Genomic DNA, 18,087 nt, shown 5'->3' with positions numbered 1-18,087 from the left:
CGGCCGTGGCGTGACGGGTCATGGCACGGTGATGCATCACGGTGCCGATTCGTGGAAGGTCACGCTCGTCTCGCGTTCCAGCGCCCAGCGCAACCCCCACGAGTCCTCGAAGAGGATGAGCGGCGCCCCGTTGGCGTCGTACAGGATCGAGCGGCCGCGCTCGCGCCCCACGCGTTCGATCGCCTCCGCCGGCCCCGTGACCCATCGCGGATAGCGCCCGGCGATCTTCTCCAGGCGGCAGCGCACACCGTACTCGTGTTCCAGGCGGTGCAGCATCACGTCGAACTGCAGCATCCCCACCGCGCCAATGAGCGGCGTGGGGCCGGAGACTTCCGTGGGTGAGGTGAAGAAGACCTGCGCCGCCCCTTCTTCCGTCAGTTGCCGAAGCCCGGCGTCGAGCTGCTTGCGCTTCATCGGGTCGATGAGGACGACGCGCGCGAAGTGCTCGGGCGGAAAGCGCGGGATACCGGTGAACTCGGGGTTCCCTTCCTCGGCCAGCGTGTCGCCGATGCGCAGGCTGCCGCGGTCAATCACGCCGATCACGTCGCCGGGCCACGCTTCCTCCACGGCGGTGCGTTCGCGCGCCATGAACTGCTGCGGCGCCGACAGCCGCACCTTCTTCCCCGTCCGTACCTGCGTCACTTCAAGGCCGGCGGTGAAGCGCCCGGAGCAGATGCGCACGAAGGCCACGCGATCGCGATGCCGCGGGTCCATGTTCGCCTGGATCTTGAAGACGAAGCCGGTGAAGTTGCTCGACGCCGGTTCGATGGGGCCCAGGGTGCTCTCGCGCGGGAGCGGCGGCGGCGCCAGCTCGAGGAATTCGCGCAGGAACGGTTCGACGCCGAAGTTGGTAAGCGCGCTCCCGAAGAAGACGGGGGAGAGTTCGCCGCGCATCACCGCGTCGCGATCGAACGGATGCCCCGCCGCGTCCAGGAGTTCGATGTCGTGGAGGAGTTGCGCGTACGGTCCGTCGCCCACACGCTCGCGCGTCCCCGGGGCGTGCAGCGCCAGCCGCTCGGACAGTGCCTTGTGCGAGCCGTGGTGCTCGTCCTTGCCGAAGAGGTGCACCTGATCCAGGCGGCGGTCGTACACGCCGACGAAGGCGTTGCCGTTGAAGATGGGCCAGGTGATCGGGTGGCAGGCGATTCCGAGGTCGGCTTCGACGTCACTCACCAGCTTGAGCGAGTCCTCGCCCACGCGATCGCACTTGTTGACGAAGGTGAAGATCGGCGTCCGGCGCTTCTTGCAGACTTCGAAGAGCTGGCGCGTGCGTTCCTCGACTCCCTTGCGGTTGTCGAGCAGCATGACGGCGCTGTCGGCGGCGACCAGCGTGCGATAGGTGTCCTCGGAGAAGTCCTCGTGCCCCGGGGTGTCGAGCAGGTTGACCGCGAAGCCGTCGTACTCGAACTGCATCACGCTCGACGTGACCGAGATTCCGCGCTCCTGCTCCAGCTTCATCCAGTCCGAGGTGGCATGTCGTTCGGCGCGGCGCGACTTGACGGCGCCGGCCAGGTGGATGGCGCCGCCGTAGAGGAGGAGCTTCTCCGTGAGCGTCGTCTTCCCGGCGTCGGGGTGGGAAATGATGGCGAAGGTGCGCCGGCTGGCGACGGCTCGCTCGAGTTCGGAGGGGGCGGCGGTGGGCATCACGAAGAATACATACGAACAGAAGACGAGAGGAAGAGAAGACGAGAGGCATGCCCCAGCGAAGGCTGGGGCCGAGAGGTGGCGGGGTGGAGGGGGGTGGGGAGGTTGGGGAGGGCGGCGCGTGGGAGACTTCAGCGGTTCCTCTCCCTCCCGCGCTTTCCTCAACTCGCGCGTATACTCTGCCGAGGTCCGGTTTGGGGCCTGCCACAGCAACGCTGGAGTACCCATGGAACACACGGTGGTCCGTTCTCAATCCTGGCGCATGGCGATCGTCGCGATCGCGGGTGTGCCGAGTCTCGTCCTTGCGCAGCAAGGCGATCCCGGGTGGCAGCCGCGCGAGGTCCTGACGAAGGAGACGTATGTCGCGCCCCCCTCGGCGATCGCGCGTCTCGTCACGGCACCGCGCCAGAATCAGGGGCCGTTGAGCGATGTCTCGCCCGACCGGAAGTTCTTCCTGCGCACGCTCACCGACGGGTTGCCGACGGTGCAGGTGTTCGGAAAGCCGCACTACTACTTCGCGGGGTTGCAGGTCGATTGGCAGGGGAACCGCGCGCGCTCTCTGACCAACCGCGGGGCGACGTCGCTGGCGCTGGTGGAGGCGACGAGCGGGAAGGTGCGGACCATCGAGGCGCCCAAGGGGGCGACGATCGCCTCGCCGGCGTGGTCGCCCGACGGCTCGCGCATCGCCTACCTGGCCGACTTCGACAACGCGACCAAACTGTACGTTGCCGACGTTGCCACCGGGAAGTCGCGTCCGCTTGGCGCGGGGAACCTGCTGGCGACGCTGGTGACGGCGCCCGAGTGGTCGGGCGACGGGTCGAAGGTCTATGCGGTCTATGTTCCCGACGCGCGCGGGGCGGAGCCCAAGCGGCCGGCGATCGAGACGGGGCCGCTGGTGCGCATCACCGACGCCGACAAGAACAAGACGCGCACCTACGCCTCGCTGCTGCGCGATCCGTTCGAGCGGGATTTGATGAAGTACTACGTGATGGGGCAGCTGGCGGCGGTGGATGTGAAGAGCGGTGCGGCGACGAAGATCGGGACGCCGTCGCTGATTGCCGCGATCGACCCGTCGCCCGACGGGAAGTACGTGCGCGTGACGCGGATGGACGAGCCGTTTTCCTACATCGTGCAGTACACCAACTTTGCGCAGCGGGAAGAGCTGTGGGACGCGGCGGGGAAGGTGGTGACGACGCTCGTGGTGCGCCCGCTGCGCGAGGGGGATACGCCGGTGGCCGACGGCCCGGTGGCTTCGCAGGCGAGTGACACCGCCAGGCGCAACGTGGGGTGGCTCCCCAACGGGGCGGGGTTGTACTTCCTCAAGCAGGACCCGGCGCCGGCGCGCGGGGCGGGGAGCGACACGGCCGCCGGTGAATCGCCGCGCGGGCCGCTCGCCAACGGGGCCCGCCGCAAGGACAAGCTCTTCACCTGGGCGCCGCCGTATGCCGCGGGGACGGAAAAGAGCGTCCTCGAGAGCGACAACCGGATGAGCGGCGTCCTCTTCTCCGAGGATGCGCGGACCGTCTTCGTGGCGGAGAATGCGCAGAACACCGGGACCGTGTACGCGGTGAGCCTCGACGATCCGGGAAAGAAGTACACGCTGTGGCGCCTGCGCGGGATCACGGCGAGCGTGGGACGGCGCGGCGGCTTCTTTGGCGGCGGCGGGCGTGGCGGGGCGGGCGACGACTCGCTCACCTTCTATCAGAATCCGGGCGACCTGATGGTCAAGCGCGGGAAGCTTGGCGTCGACGTGGCGCTGCTCTCCAGCGATGGCTCGAGCGCGTACCTCGAGGGAACGCGCTACTTCAAGGACTGGCAGTCGCAGGCGCCGCGCGGCTTCGTCGACCGGATCGAGGTCAAGACGGCGAAGAAGACGCGCCTCTTCGAGGGGGCGGGCGACACGTTCGACAACGTGGTCACCGCGCTCGATGACGACTTCAAGCAGGCGGTGATCACGCGCGAATCGCCGTCGATGGTCCCCAACTCGTTCGTGCGCGACATGGCGAGCGGGCAGTACACACCCATCACGAACAACACCGACCTCACGCCGGAATTCACGAACGCGGTTCGCAAGCGCGTGCAGGTGACGCGCGCCGACGGGATCACCTTCATGGTGAACGTCACGCTCCCCGCCGGCTACGTGGCCGGGACGCGGCTGCCGGGGCTGCTCTGGATCTACCCGTACGAGTATACCGACCAAGCCGGCTACGACCGCACCCTACGCACCGAGAACATCAACCGCTTCCCGCAGGCCGGGCCGCGCACCATCGAGTACATGGTGACGCAGGGCTATGCGGTGGCGAACTTCTCGCCGCCGGTGATCGGCGCCGCCGGCCGCATGAACGACAATTACGTCACCGACCTGCAGAAGAACCTCTCGGCGATCATCGACGAGCTGGATCGCCAGCAGTTGATCGACCGCACCAAGCTCGCGATCGGCGGCCACAGCTACGGTGCCTTCACCACGGTCAACGCCCTGGTGCACACGCCCTACTTCAAGGCGGGGATTGCCGGCGACGGGATGTACAACCGCACGCTCACTCCCAGTGGCTTCCAGAGCGAGCGTCGCGACTTCTGGGAAGGGCAGCAGACCTACCTCGAGATGTCGCCCTTCTTCAAGGCCGATCAGCTCACCGGCGCCCTGCTGATGTACCACTCGATCGAGGACCAGAACGTGGGCACGGCGCCCATCTCGTCGGAACGCCTGATGCACGCCCTCGAGGGGTTGGGGAAGACGGCGTCGCTGTACATGTACCCGTATGAGGATCACGGCCCCGCCACGCGCGAAACGCTGCTCGACCAGTGGGCCCGGTGGACGGCGTGGCTCGACGTGTACGTGAAGCAGGGGGAGAAGAAGCCGGTGAAGGGGCAGAAGCCAGTCTCATAGGAGAGGACGAGAGGACGAGAAGACGAGAAGACGAGGGGGGACTGGGACGCGGGCGCGCGAGTGTCTGGCGTTCAGGGTGTTCATCTCGTCTTCTCGTCCTCTCGTCTTCTCGTCTTCTCCCTTCACGCGGTTCCCACCCGCTCTCCCTCCAGCATCCGCACGATCGCCTCCTCCGATACCGGGCGCGAGTAGAACGTCCCCTGCCCCAACTCGCAGCCCAGTGACTGGAGCGCCACTCGTTGAGCCTCGGTGTCTACCCCCTCGGCAATCGTCGCGAGGTTGAGGGCCCGGCCTAACGCCAGAATGGTGCGGGCCAGTGCGGTCTGCGATCCGCCGCGCGCCACTCCCTGCACGAAGCTGCGGTCGATCTTCAGCATGTCCACCGCAAGCCCCTGCAGGTAGCCCAGCGACGAGGCCCCCATCCCGAAGTCGTCGACGATGAACCGGATCCCCATGTTGTGCAGCCGTTGCATCTGGTCGCGGGCGGCCGCCGATGCGCGGGTGAGTGCCTCTTCCGTGACCTCGAGAAGGAGCGACGACGCGGGCAGCCCCGACGTGGCCAGGATGCGCTGGACCGTCGTCGCGAAGACGGCCGATTGCAACTGTCGGATCGATACCTTGAGCGTCAGCGAAATGGGACGCTCCTCGCCAACCCGGTCGCCCGCCACGTTGGGCCACTGCGCCACAGCCGTGCAGGCGCGCTCCAGCAGCCACTCGCCGATGTCGACCACCAGCCCGCTCTCCTCGGCCAGCGGTTGCCACACCGCGGGAGCCACCGTGCCGCGACGAGGATGGTCCCAGCGTGCCGTGGCCTCCACGCCGCGCAACGCCCCGCGCTCGATGTCGCAGATGGGCTGGAACAGGAGCTGCAACTCGCCACTCGCCACCGCCTCGCGCAGCTCGCCCTCCAGCTGCCGGCGCGACCGCTCCTCCTCGTGCATCGACGACTCGAAGATCACCCAGCACGACTTTCCCGCCGTCTTCGCTCGATAGAGCGCTACGTCTGCCTCGTGCAGCAGCACGTCCACCAGGTCACGATGACGTTCCTGCGGATTGGCGAGCGCGCCCGCCTCGTCCGTCCGCGCTTCCGTATGCCCGAAGGCGATCCCGATACTCGTCCCGATCCCCACCAGGCGGTCGCCGATCGTGATGGGCTGCGACACCGAGCGCAGGATGCGGTCGGCCACCACCACGGCTTGCGCGTCGTCGGGGACATGCTCGAGCAGCACCGCGAACTCGTCGCCCCCCAGGCGCGCCACCAGGTCGCTGCCGCGCGTGGCATTCAGCAGGCGATCGGACACGGTCTGCAACACGCGGTCGCCGGCGGCGTGGCCCAGCGTGTCGTTGACCTCCTTGAAGCCGTCGAGGTCCAGCGCGAGCAGGGCGACGCGCTGCGTCCCCTCGCGCTCCAGCGACTGCGACACGCGCGCGCGAAAGCGCCGGCGGTTGGCCAGCCCGGTGAGCCCGTCGTGGTGCGCCTGGTGCGACAGCGCCTCCCGCGACGATCGCAACTCCTCGACTAAAAGAATGTTGCGCAACGCGGTGGCGGCGAGTGCGGCCAGCGCCTCGAACACGGCCACATCGGCCGTGCCGTAGGCGTCGGCGCCGCTCACGGCGAGGACCCCCACCACATCGTTTCCCACAATGATGGGGGTGCGCATCATCGTCCCCGGCGCTGTGGGGGCGCCGCCATCGGCCCCGTCGAACGGCTCGTCGGAGATGCACGACTGCCGCTCGTCGATCACGCGGCGAAGCGCGCCACGCGTGGGAAGGGGGCGCGACACGTCGTCCCCGTTCGAATCCCCTAACACACGAATGGTGCCCGCGCGCCTGTCCACGAGGATGATCGCGAATCGCTGAAGGTGGAGCACGTCGGCACACGCCCGTCGCAACACGTCGCGCAGCGCACGCGCCGAGTCGGTCGCCAGGACGCCGGCCGCCGCCTGCGCCACGGCCGACATGCGCTCGGCCATCTGCGTCGCCTCGTGGCGCGCCACGCGCATCGACTCCTCGGCGCGGGCGCGCTCCTCGACCTCGTCCTCGAGCGCGCGGACCGCCGCCCCGAGCTGCTCCGCCGTCACATTGAAGCTCACACCCAGAAAGCCGACGTCGTCCAGGGCGCGCGTGGGAAGACGCACGGACCAATCCCCCTCTGCCAGCGCCGCCAGCGCCCGCCGCGCCCGACGTACTCGGAACACGTAGCGAATCGGCGTCTGCATCGCGAGCCACGAAATCGCTCCCATCAGGAACGTCTCGAGCAGGATGTGGACGACCGAGAACGACGGCGAGAACATCCGCTCGCCCATGAGGTGCGCGATCGGATACAGCAGACAGCTCAGCACCAGCTGTCGCCGCGCCGCACGCGGATGCCCCATCGCGTAGCCGGCGACCGTCAACACGAGGAAGGGGATCACCAGATGTCCCTCGTGACCGAACGACGCGATGATGAGGCCGAACATGATTGCGTCGAGCACCTGCATTCCCAACAGGTGCCGCTCGTTCGTCGCGCCGCGCCGGTTCCAGCTCCGCACCAGCTCATTGACCAGCAGCAGCAACACCGAGTCCACCACGAGGAACTGCCACGGCCCCGGCAGGACGTTGAACGCGAAGTCCACGATCCCCACCGCGAGTTCGAGGACGACGAGCCGGAAGCGCACCTGGGTGGCGCGGTTCAGCAGTTCCCGCTGAAAAATGGTCTCCTCGCGCGCGATCAGGTCGTGCGCGGAGATGGAGTCCGTGTGAATGCCGGATCTCGACAAGGCGGGGCCAAACGACATGGACGGGGGGCTGGCGAGGCGCGGCGAACGGGGGAGGAGGCGTCACCCCCCATGCTGAGGATTGTCGGCGCCGTCCAGCGCCGACTCCACTGCGCTGTCATTGGAGCACGCCCATCTCACGGGGGTTTGTCGCGCCTCCCGGCGCTGCGCACCGGCGAGTGGGTGTGATCTTTCGCCCGGCTTTGCACGTCGGCCGTGGTCACCCGCCCTACCGGTATTCAACGTCTGCCGGACAACGCTATTTTCATCGCCCGCGTACCAGCTCTGAGCCCTCCAGGCCGGGACACGTGCGCGCTAGGTGGAGGAGCAGCCTCCCGATCCCTCCCCATTTCATGCACCTCCTCCCACGAGCCGTGCGCTCGACCGGTCGCGCATCGTCAGCGATTGCGCCGGCGACTGATTGGCGCCCACCGGTGCGCACCGTTGCCCGCACCGTTGCCCGCACCGTTGCCCGCATCGCTGGCGCGCTCCTGACCGCGGCGTGTGCGTCGGCGCCGCCGCGCACGGTGGGAGGGCTCCCAAGCACGAGCGCCGCTCCCGGGCGAAGCTGGGCACCGCCGCCGGCCGCGACCGCCCCCACCCATACAGTCAGCGCCGCCGCCACCTCGCGAACGCCAGCCATTCCGGCCGACGTGCAGTCGCGGATGCAGCAGTTGAGTCTCACCGACGTCGTCGATCTCGCGCTCGGCAATTCGCCCGTCACGCAGACGAGCTGGGCCCAGGCGCGCGCGGCGGCGGCGGCGTACGGTTCTGCCAGGGGGCGCTGGCTCCCGACCATCACTGGCGACGTGAACGGCGGGCCGGCGCGCGCAATCTCCGCCAACCCGGCGCGACTCCCCGCCAATCGCACGACGTGGACTCCCTCCGTGTCGCTGCAATACCTCCTCTTCGACTTCGGGGCGAGAGGAGGTGCGGCGTCGGCGGCGCGGGAAGGACTCTTCGCCGCCGACTTTACGCACAACGCGCAGGTGCAAGCGGTCATCCTGTCGACGCAGCAGGCGTACTTTGCCTTCCAGTCGGCGCGCGGGGGGCTGGCAGCGGCCCAGGCAAACGTGGAGACGGCGCGCGAGAACCTCGCCGCCGCCGATCGCCGGCATGAGGTGGGGCTGGCGACCATAGCCGACGTGCTGCAGGCGCGCACGGCGCTGGCCCAGGCCGAACTCGCCGCGCAGGGGGCCGACGGGACGCTGCAGGGAGCGCGCGCCACGCTGGCCGCATCGATGGGGCTGGAGGCCAATCGCCCGTTCGAGATTGCCAGCGACACCACGCCGGTCCCGTTAGGCACGGTGGCCGAGTCGGTCGACTCGCTCATTGCGCGCGCCGAGCGCGAGCGACCGGACCTGGCCGCCGCGCGCGCCCTCGCGCGCCAGGGCGAGGCGCAGGTGCGCGTGGCGCGCTCGGCGACGCTGCCGAGCCTGACGATGGGAAGCACCGCGGGGCGCAACCTCTCGAATGCCCCCGCGCTCGAGGGGCAGACGTATGCGCTCACCCTTGGCTTCTCCATCCCGATCTTCAGCGGGCTGGCGCGGCAGTACGATGTCGTGGTGGCGCGCGAGAACGCGGCGGCCACGGCGGCCCGCGCCGCGCAGGCGCGAGTGCAGGCGGCGGCGCAGGTGTACACGTCGTATCACACGCTGCGCACCGCCACCCAGCGCGTGGCGACGTCGTCGCGACTCCTGGCCAGCGCAACGCAGTCCGAGCAAGTGGCGCGCGGACGTTATGCCGAGGGCGTCGGAAGCATGCTCGACGTCCTCGCGGCCCAGCAGGCGCTGGCCGATGCGCGCGCGCAGGCGGTGACCGCTCGCTGGTCGTGGTTTTCGTCACTGGCCCAGTTGGCCCGCGACGCTGGTGCCCTCTCCCCGACTGGCGCCACGGCGCTCCGTCTCTCGTCCGACTCCACCGGTGGATTGCCGCGATGATGCATAGAGTTCGTCCCGATTCGTTGCTCCTGCGAGTTGCCATCGCGGGCGTCGTGGTGCTGGCGGGAGCGTGCAGCAAGCCAGCGCCCCCCACCAAACCGCCGGTTGCCGTTGCGGTCGCCACCTCGGCGCGTGGCGAGGCGCCGTACCTGGTGACGGCCAACGGCCTGGTCGAGCCGATGCAGTCGGTGTCGGTGCAATCGCAGGTAGGCGGTGTCCTGCTGCGCGTGCACTTCCGCGAGGGCGACGAAGTGCAGTCGGGGCAACTCCTCTTCACGATCGATCCGCGCCCGTACGAGGCGGCGCTGCGGCAGGCCGAGGCGGTGCTGGCACGCGACCAGGCGCAAGCGGAGAACGCGCGCCGCGACTCGTCGCGCTTTGCGGCGCTGGTGCAGAAGGACTACGTGACGCGGGCACAGGCCGACCAGGCGGCGGCCAATGCGACGGCGCTCGCAGCCGTGGTCGAGGCCGATCGGGCAGGGGTGTCCAACGCGAAGTTCAACCTCGACAACGCGACCATCCGTGCGCCAATTGCCGGGAAGACCGGCGCGCTCCTGGTGCGCGAGGGGAACCTGGTGCGCCCGGGGGCGGCGCCGCCGCTCGTGGTGATCAACCAGATTCGCCCCATCCTCGTGCGCTTCTCCGTCCCCGAGCGGGAATTCCCGCTGGTGCAGCGCTATGCCAGCAAGCGCGCGCTCCCCGTGCGCGTGCGTTATGCCCCAAACGAGGCGAAGCCGGAGGCGCCGGTGGCGGGAACGCTCAGCTTCCTCGACAACGAAGTCGACACCACGACGGGAACCGTCACGCTGAAGGGGCGCTTCGCCAACGAGGACCGTCGCCTGTGGCCGGGCGAGTTCGTGCGGGTCGAGCTCGAGCTGTTCACCGAGCCGGGGGCGGTGCTGGTCCCGAGCCAGGCGGTGCAGACGGGACAGGACGGGGCCTTCGTCTTCATCGTCGACGACGAGAAGAAGGCGGTGATGAAGCCCGTCACCCCGGGGCGACAGGTGGGCGATTTCACCGTCATCGAGCACGGGCTCGACGGCGGTGAACGCATCGTGACGGACGGGCAGGGGAAGTTGGCGCCCGGGTCGAAGGTGGATATCAAGGCCGAGGCTGGCGTGAAGGGCGCCGCTCCCGCCAAGGGAGGTGGCACGCCATGAACTTCACGGCGCTGTTCATCCGGCGTCCGGTCATGACCACGCTGGTCATGGTCGCGATCCTCGCGTTCGGGACCATGTCGTACCGCCAACTGGCGGTGAGCGACCTGCCTAACGTCGACTATCCCACGCTCACGGTCAGCGCGTCGCTTCCCGGGGCCAGCCCGGAGACGATGGCCTCGGCCGTCGCCACGCCGCTGGAGAAGCAGTTCACGACGATTGCCGGCATCGACAACATGGTGAGCTCGTCGTCGTTAGGCGGGACGACCATCACCATCCAGTTCACCCTGGACCGCAGCATCGACGCCGCCGCGCAGGACGTGCAGGCGGCCATCTCCAAGACGCTGCGCGAACTCCCGCCGGGCATCGTCCCGCCGTCGCTGCAAAAGACCAACCCGGCCGACGAGCCGTTCCTGTACCTCAACCTGCGGTCAAAGTCGTTGCCGCTGTCGGCACTCGACGAGTACGGGCAGACCGTCCTGGGGCAGCGCATCTCGACCATCAGCGGCGTGGCGCAGGTGATCATCTACGGGACGCAGAAGTACGCGGCCCGCATCCAGGTGGATCCGCGCGCCCTGGCCTCGCGCGGGATCGGGATCGACGAGGTGGCAAGCGCCGTCTCGCAGGGCAACGTCAACCTCCCCACCGGCGTCCTGTGGGGGCCCAACCGTGCCTACACGGTGAAAGCCGACGGCCAGTTGGAGAACGCGGCACAGTTCGGCGACCTCGTCGTTGCCTATCGCAACGGCAACCCGGTGCGCCTGCGCGACGTGGGACGGGTGAAGGACGACGTGCAGAACAACCGCGTCGCCGCCTGGTTCAACGACACGCGCTCGGTGACGCTCGCCGTGCAGAAACAGCCCGGGACCAACACCGTGGCGGTGGCCGAGAAGGTCAACGACCTCCTCCCCACGCTGCGCGCGCAGATGCCGGCCTCCGTCGAGATCGAGACCTTCTTCGATCGTTCGGAGGGGATTCGCTCGTCCGTGGCCGACGTCAAGTTCACGCTCGTTCTCACCCTCACGCTCGTCGTGATGGTGATCTTCCTCTTCCTGCGCAACCTCCCGGCAACCGTCATCCCCTCGCTCGCGCTCCCGATGTCGCTCGTCGGGACGTTCGCGGTGATGTGGAGCCTGGACTACAGTCTCGACAACCTGTCGTTGATGGCGCTCACGCTGGCGGTGGGCTTCGTGGTCGACGATGCCATCGTGATGCTGGAGAACATCGTCCGGCACATGGAGATGGGAAAGAAGCCGATGCAGGCGGCGCTCGACGGCGCCAGGGAAATCGGCTTCACGATCCTGTCGATGACGATCTCGCTCACCGCCGTCTTCATCCCGCTCCTCTTCATGAGCGGGATCGTGGGGCGCCTCTTCCACGAGTTCGCGGTCACGATCGCCGCCGCCATCCTCGTGTCGGGCTTCGTCTCGCTCACGCTCACCCCCATGCTGTGCGCGCGCTTCCTCAAGGGAGGGCACCACAGCGAGCAGGAGATCCACAACCCGCTCTTCGACGCCTTCGAGCGCGGCTACGAGGCGGTGCTCGGCTTCTACGAACGCACGCTGCGCTGGGCCATGCAGCATCGCCGCACCGTGATGGCCTTCTCGCTGGCCACGCTCATTGCCACCATCACGCTCTTCCGACTCGTCCCCAAGGGGTTCATTCCCAGCGAGGACACGGGGCGCATTCGTGCATCGACCGAGGCCGCACAGGGAACTTCGTTCGCCGACATGGTGGAGCACCAGAAGCGCGCCGGCGAGCGCGTGCGGCAGAACCCGTACGTCGACGCCGTCCTCTCGAACATCGGGACCGGGTCGGGGAACTCGGCGGGGCTGCCGAACCAGGGGCGCCTCACCGTGCGCCTCAAGCCGCGTGACCAACGACCGAGTGCCGACGAGATGGTGCGCATCCTGTCCAAGGAGACCGCCGACATCCCGGGGATCTCGGTGTACTGGCAGAACACCCCCATCATCCAGCTCGGCGGGCGCACGGCCAAGGCGCTCTACCAGTACACGCTGCAGGGGGCGGACCTCGACGTGCTCTATCCGGCGGCGCAGGCAATGGAGGCGAAGATGCGCACCCTTCCCGCGCTCACCGACATCTCCACCGACCTGCAGATCCGCAACCCGCAGGCGACCATCTCGATCGATCGCGACCACGCGTCGCGCCTCGGCGTGACCGCCGAGCAGATCGAGCAGGCGCTGTACAACGCCTACGGCTCGCGCCAGGTCTCGACCATCTACACGCCCAACAACCAGTACTGGGTCATCCTCGAGCTGCTCCCCGAGTACCAAACGGACCTCAGCGCGCTCGACCTGCTGTACGTGCGCGCGCGGAGCGGCGTCCTTGTCCCGCTCTCGACCGTCACGCGCACCGACCGCAGCATCGGGCCGCAACTGGTGAACCACACGGGGCAGATCCCCTCGGTGACGCTGTCGTTCAACCTGCGCGAGGGGGCCTCGTTAGGTGAGGCGGTGACCGAGGTGGAGCGGGCGGCCCACGAGATCCTTCCCGAGGGAATCAGCACCGGCTTTGCCGGCGCCGCGCAGGCCTTCCAGGACACGCAGCGCGGGCTGGGCGTGCTCTTTCTCGTCGCGATCTTCGTCATCTACGTGGTGCTGGGGATCCTGTACGAGTCGTTCATCCACCCCATCACCATCCTGTCGGGGATCCCGTTCGCGGCCTTTGGCGCCTTCATCGCGTTGCTCCTGACGAAGACGGAACTGAGCGTCTACGCCTGGGTGGGGGTCATCCTCCTGGTGGGATTGGTGAAGAAGAACGCGATCATGATGATCGACTTCGCGCAGGAGGCGGAGCGCAAGGATGGCAAGAACGCCTTCGAGGCGATCTTCGAGGCGTGCATGGTGCGCTTCCGCCCCATCAGCATGACGACGATGGCGGCGCTGGTCGGGACGCTCCCCATCGCATTGGGTCACGGCGCCGGCGCCGAGTCACGCCGTCCGCTGGGGATCGCGGTGGTGGGCGGGCTCGCCTTCTCGCAACTCGTGACGCTGTACGTGACGCCGGTCATCTATACGTACTTCGACGACTTCACCGGCCGCATGCGCCGCCGCAAGCGCACGGAGGAGAGTGAACAGGTGGAGGAGCAGTCACCGCCCCCCGTTCTCCGCCCAGTCGCCGGCACGCCAGCCGCCGCGTCTATCATCGCGCCGCAGCAGGGCTGAGCGCCCCGCCGCCAGGCGCCGTTCGGCACTCCCGTCCCCCGTCTCCCGTCCCCCCTACGTCCCCGTCCCGAACTGCTTCGTGTACTTGATCACCAGCGACCGTGACCGCGGGCGCTGCCAGCTGAAGAACGAGTCCGCCAGCTCCCCGTCGTTGAACACGACAAACAATCCGGTGCCGGCGGTGTTGAGCCAACCGAAGCGCAGGTTGGCCGTCCACACCTTCTGCTGGTTGTTGAACTGCGTGAGCGTCTGCAGGAAGATGCGCGGCGTGAAGAAGTACGCCCCCTTGATCCCGATCAGCGAGCGCGTGAACGCCCCCTCGTCGAGCTTCACGTCCTGGTAGTCGAGCAGGAGCGACGAGGAGATCGTCGCGCCCTTGCGCGCGGTGACGGTGAGCGTCCCGCCGTTGCGCGTCCCCGTGTAGAACGGGCCGAAGTCGCCGCGCAACACCATCGAGAGCGCCGAGCTGGGGTCGGTCGACCAGTCGAGCCCGATCGACGACCAGTCGTAGCCCCCGGGCTGCAGAATCACGTTCTCGGCAATCGCGAACGGCTCCTGCAACCCCTCGTGATAGGCGTTGAACTCGGGGCCGAAGCGCCCGCCGTTCGAGAACTCGATCTCCGAGAAGTCGACGTGGTACTGCGCACTCTGGAAGAAGCCGTCGGTACCGTAGTAGCCGCGATACGTGATGTGCGGGTTCCACTGGCGGAACCACTCCCACTCCTTCTTCCGCACGTAGCGCATCAACCCCACTTCGTAGTAGCGATACCCCGCGGTGCGCCCCAGGAAGCCGACCTCGGGGTTGAAGTCCTCGCCAATCTGCAGGAAGCGGACGTTGTTGTTCCAGTCGCGCGTGGTGTACGCGGCACGCGCGCTGTAGCCGAGGTCGTCGCCGGTCTTCCCCGGCGTCTGCGTCCCGGCTCCCCACCAGTCGATGGTCCAGGCGTCGCCGAGCCCGATGCGCCCGTCGAGCCCGATGGTGCGATTGTAGCTGCCGGAGCTGTCGGTCGACTGCCGCTGCACCCCGATCACCCCGATGCGCCCGCGCCGCGACACTTCACGCAGCGCACGCAGCACCGTGTACGATTGCCCCGATACCGTTCCCGCGGGCGATTGGTCGGTGAAGATCTGCATCGCGCCAACCGTGGTGCTCCCCACGCGCCCCGTCAGGCGCCCGCCGCCGATGATCGGAACCGGCGTCCCGTTGTCGATCCCGATCTTGCGGCTGAAGAAGAGGTCGACCGCCTGCGGCGTGCCGGCGGAGAAGACGCCGGCGTTCTCGAGGAAGAAGGGACGCTTCTCGGGGAAGAAGAGCGGGAAGCGCGTAAGGTTCGTGCGCTGCTCGTCCACCTCCACCTGGGCGAAGTCGGTGTTGTACGTGAGGTCGAGCGTGAGGCTTGGCGTGAGGCCGTACTTCATGTCGGCCCCCCACTCCACCGGGTACTTCGCCTTGACCTGCGAGACGAAGTCGCGCGTCGCCGATCCCAGCACGTAGGGCGTGACGGTCGCGACGCGGCGCACCGGGACCGTCAGCCCTTCCAGCGTCCCCGCGAGCGACATGCGGTACAGGTTGAACTGCCGCGGGACAAACGACCAGAACGACTCCTCGTTCTTGCGGCGAATCATGCGCGCCACGTTGAGCCCCCACGTCTGCACCGCGGCGCCCCCGTACCGCAGCGTCGAGAACGGGATGCGGAACTCGGCGTACCACCCCAACGAGTCGCTCGACGTCGCCACCCGCCAGCTGCCATCCCAGTTGAGGTTGAACCCTCCCATCGATCCCGCCTGCATCCGGTTCTGCCCGGATTGCATCACCCCGCCCCCTTCGCCTTCGCGAATGATCTGCCCGTCGTATTCGATCCCCGCGGGGGTGGTGGCGAAGAGGAAGCCGTTCTGCTTGTCGTGGAACGTGTCGAGCATGATGGCCACGTAGTCGCTGTTGGTCAGCGTCACGTCGCGCACCTTCTCACCCGGGACGATGCCGGACGGTTCGCGATCGTACAGCCACGCGCCGATGTACAGCGCCTCGCCATCGGTCAGGAAGCGGATCTCGGTGCGTTCGGTGGCCGGCGCCCCCTCGCTCTGCTCGCGCTGCACGAAGCCGCGGAACGGCTCACCGTCCTTCCACTCGGCGTCGTCCAGGCGACCGTCGATCACCGGCGCCTTGGTAATGGTGTGCGCGGCGCCGACACGCGCGGTGCGCAGCGGGCGATTCGCTGCCGTGGGGGTGATTTCCTGCGCATGAGCGACGCGCGGGGCGGCGAGGGACAGGAGGCACGCCAGGGCGAGCGGGGCCAGCGTCGCGCCGGGGCGGAAGGCAAGCAGGTGCATCGAGAAGATCGAGGGGAGGAGTGAGAGCGTCCCCGTCCTTACGTCGGACGCAGGCGCGGCGCTGCGAAGGTGCGCGGACGCACCGCCCGATGGAAGGCGTGAGGCCGCGCGGCGCTTGTCGTGCAGTCGTCCCGCTCCGAGCGCGGACGCGCTACCTTGGCAGCGGCCGGCCCGTTCGACGCCGCGCCCCCCAACGCGCCCCTGGACAGACGCCGCATTCGCATGAGTGCCACCGACGCCCCGCTGCCACTGAAGGATCTTCAGGAACTCGCCCCCGTCGCCCGCGAGCTGGTGGAGCGCGAACTGGAGCGCCGCCTCCCCGATCAACACACGTCGATCCGCTTCTATCGCGAGTGGAGCGGCGGGTGGCGCGTACGCGTCGAGATCGGCAGGCCTGCGCGCGGGAAGCTCGATTTCGTCCTCTTCGAGATCGCCCCGGACGCGATCGTCGCCATGCCGCACCCCATCCCCGACGCCTGGCGCGATGCCATCGGCGTCGAGGCCTCCGATGGGTCGCGGTGGTTCTGGAACGATGAGGGGTTCCCCGAGCGCGTGCCGCCCGCGAGCTGAGCTGGACTTCGCGCTCACCGGCGCGCTCACCGGCGCGCTCACCGGCGCGCTCACCTGTGCGATCATCGGCGCGCGCCCCATAAACTCACCCCCCCAAAACGACACGGTGATTTGACGGCGCGTCGGGGGCGATGCACGTTGCCGCCGCCCGCCCACCAGAGGATCTCCCATGTCGTCACTCCGCTCCCGACGCGCGACGGTCGCCGTCGGCGTTGCGCTCGCCCTTGCTGCGCTGTCGCCGGCCCACGCGCAATCGGCCGGTACTCGGCTTCGCATCGCCGTCACCCTTCCCGCCACCATCCCTGGCGGGATCCCCGGCGGTGCGACCGGGCTGGACGGGCGCCTCGTCGTCGTCTTCTCCGCCGACTCGAGCGCCGAGCCGCGCTTCCAGGTGGGGTACGGCGTCAGCACGCAGCCGGCCTTCGCCATCGACGTCACCGACTGGAAGCCCGGTGACACGCGCGTCATCGATGCCAGCGCCTTCGGCTTTCCGCTCGCCTCGTTAGGTGCGCTGCCGCGCGGGACGTATCGCGTGCAGGCGCTCCTCAACCGCTACGAGACCTTCAGGCGTGGCGACGGCGTCACGGTCTCGCTCCCCCCCGACCAGGGGGAAGGGCAGAAGTGGAACGCCAAGCCCGGAAACCTCTACTCGGTCCCGCGCAGCATCGCCGTCGACCCGGCGCGCGGCGGCGAGTTGCGTCTGACGGTTGACCAGGTGATCCCCGCGATCCCGGCGTTCCAGGAGACGAAGTACGTCAAGCACGTGCGCATCCGCAGCGAGCGCCTGTCGCGCTTCTGGGGACGCGACATGTACCTCGCCGCCTTCGTGACGCTCCCCGAGGGGTTCGAGTCGCACCCGCAGTCGCGGTACCCGCTCGTCATCAACCACGGGCACTTCTCCACCGTCCCCGATAACTGGCGCGAGACCCCGCCCGACCCGAACCTCAGGCCCGACTACAGCGAACGCTTCGCGCTCGCCGGCTACAACCGGATCCAGCAGGAGGAGTCGTACAGGTTCTTCACCGAGTGGACCGGCCCCGGCTTCCCGCGCGTGCTGCTCGTGCAGATCCAGCACGCCACGCCGTTCTACGACGATTCGTATGCCGTCAACTCGGCCAACAACGGCCCGTATGGCGACGCGATCCAGTACGAACTCATCCCCGAGATCGAAAAGCGTTTTCGTGGACTCGGGCAGGGGTGGGCGCGCTTCGTCTTCGGCGGCTCGACCGGTGGGTGGGAGTCGATGGCGGTGCAGATGTTCTATCCGGACGAGTACAACGGCGCCTGGATCGCCTGCCCAGACCCGATCGACTTCCGCCACTACACGGTGGTGAACATCTACAGCGACACCAACGCCTACTGGGCCGGTTCGCAGTGGAAGCGCACGCCGCGCCCCGGGCACCGCAACTACCTGGGCCACGTGGACGCGACGCTCGAGGAGATGAACCGGTACGAATACTTGTTAGGCACCAAGGCGCGGTCGGGCGACCAGTGGGACGTGTGGGAGAGCGTCTACTCGCCCGTGGGCCCCGACGGATATCCCCGCCGCATCTGGGATCGCCTGAGCGGAAAGATCGACCCCGTCACGGCGAAGTTCTGGCGCGACAACTACGACCT

The 18,087-nt window shown here is 68.3% G+C and carries 9 protein-coding genes; 6 read left to right on the top strand and 3 right to left on the bottom strand.

Going from position 1 to position 18,087, the window contains the following annotated elements:
* Positions 1–36: 36 nt before the first annotated feature.
* Entirely contained in the window at positions 37–1,644 is a 1,608-nt protein-coding gene (locus IT359_03915) for a peptide chain release factor 3 (protein MCC6928120.1), read from the bottom strand.
* 262 nt (positions 1,645–1,906) lie between these two features.
* On the opposite strand from IT359_03915, the gene IT359_03910 reads away from it, so the two are divergent.
* On the top strand, positions 1,907–4,531 hold the full coding sequence (locus IT359_03910) for a prolyl oligopeptidase family serine peptidase (protein ID MCC6928119.1): 2,625 nt from the start codon (positions 1,907–1,909) through the stop codon (positions 4,529–4,531).
* Positions 4,532–4,653: 122 nt separating this feature from the next.
* Here the strand turns inward: IT359_03910 and IT359_03905 are convergent, their stop codons facing one another.
* Positions 4,654–7,308, bottom strand: coding sequence for an EAL domain-containing protein (locus IT359_03905; protein ID MCC6928118.1), 2,655 nt, complete (start codon positions 7,306–7,308; stop codon positions 4,654–4,656).
* 332 nt (positions 7,309–7,640) lie between these two features.
* Here IT359_03905 and IT359_03900 point away from each other — a divergent pair, with 332 nt between their 5' ends.
* From IT359_03900 to IT359_03890, 3 genes are read left to right on the top strand one after another with little or no spacing between them, the layout of a single operon-like run.
* On the top strand, positions 7,641–9,227 hold the full coding sequence (locus IT359_03900; GenBank protein MCC6928117.1) for a TolC family protein: 1,587 nt from the start codon (positions 7,641–7,643) through the stop codon (positions 9,225–9,227).
* On the top strand, positions 9,224–10,387 hold the full coding sequence (locus IT359_03895; GenBank protein ID MCC6928116.1) for an efflux RND transporter periplasmic adaptor subunit: 1,164 nt from the start codon (positions 9,224–9,226) through the stop codon (positions 10,385–10,387). Before IT359_03900 ends, IT359_03895 begins: the two co-directional genes overlap by 4 nt.
* On the top strand, positions 10,384–13,569 hold the full coding sequence (locus IT359_03890) for an efflux RND transporter permease subunit (protein MCC6928115.1): 3,186 nt from the start codon (positions 10,384–10,386) through the stop codon (positions 13,567–13,569). The genes IT359_03895 and IT359_03890 overlap by 4 nt, the downstream gene beginning before the upstream one ends.
* Positions 13,570–13,623: 54 nt before the next feature.
* Here IT359_03890 and IT359_03885 read toward each other — a convergent pair whose 3' ends face one another.
* A complete protein-coding gene (locus IT359_03885; GenBank protein ID MCC6928114.1) occupies positions 13,624–15,900 on the bottom strand; it encodes a carbohydrate binding family 9 domain-containing protein in 2,277 nt (758 codons plus the stop codon).
* A gap of 222 nt (positions 15,901–16,122) precedes the next feature.
* Between IT359_03885 and IT359_03880 the strand changes: the two genes are divergently transcribed.
* Both IT359_03880 and IT359_03875 read left to right on the top strand, forming a co-directional pair.
* Positions 16,123–16,470 (top strand): hypothetical protein, encoded by a 348-nt coding sequence (locus IT359_03880; GenBank protein MCC6928113.1) that lies wholly within the window; start codon positions 16,123–16,125, stop codon positions 16,468–16,470.
* A 169-nt stretch (positions 16,471–16,639) separates the two neighbouring features.
* Positions 16,640–18,087, top strand: a 1,448-nt coding sequence (locus tag IT359_03875; GenBank protein MCC6928112.1) for a hypothetical protein, incomplete at its 3' end; no start/stop codon positions are given.

Source organism: Gemmatimonadaceae bacterium (genome assembly GCA_020852815.1).
Classification (GTDB): domain Bacteria; phylum Gemmatimonadota; class Gemmatimonadetes; order Gemmatimonadales; family Gemmatimonadaceae; genus SCN-70-22.
The sequence above is the reverse complement of the archived record's forward strand: the minus strand, read 5'-3'. Positions and strand labels throughout refer to the sequence as shown.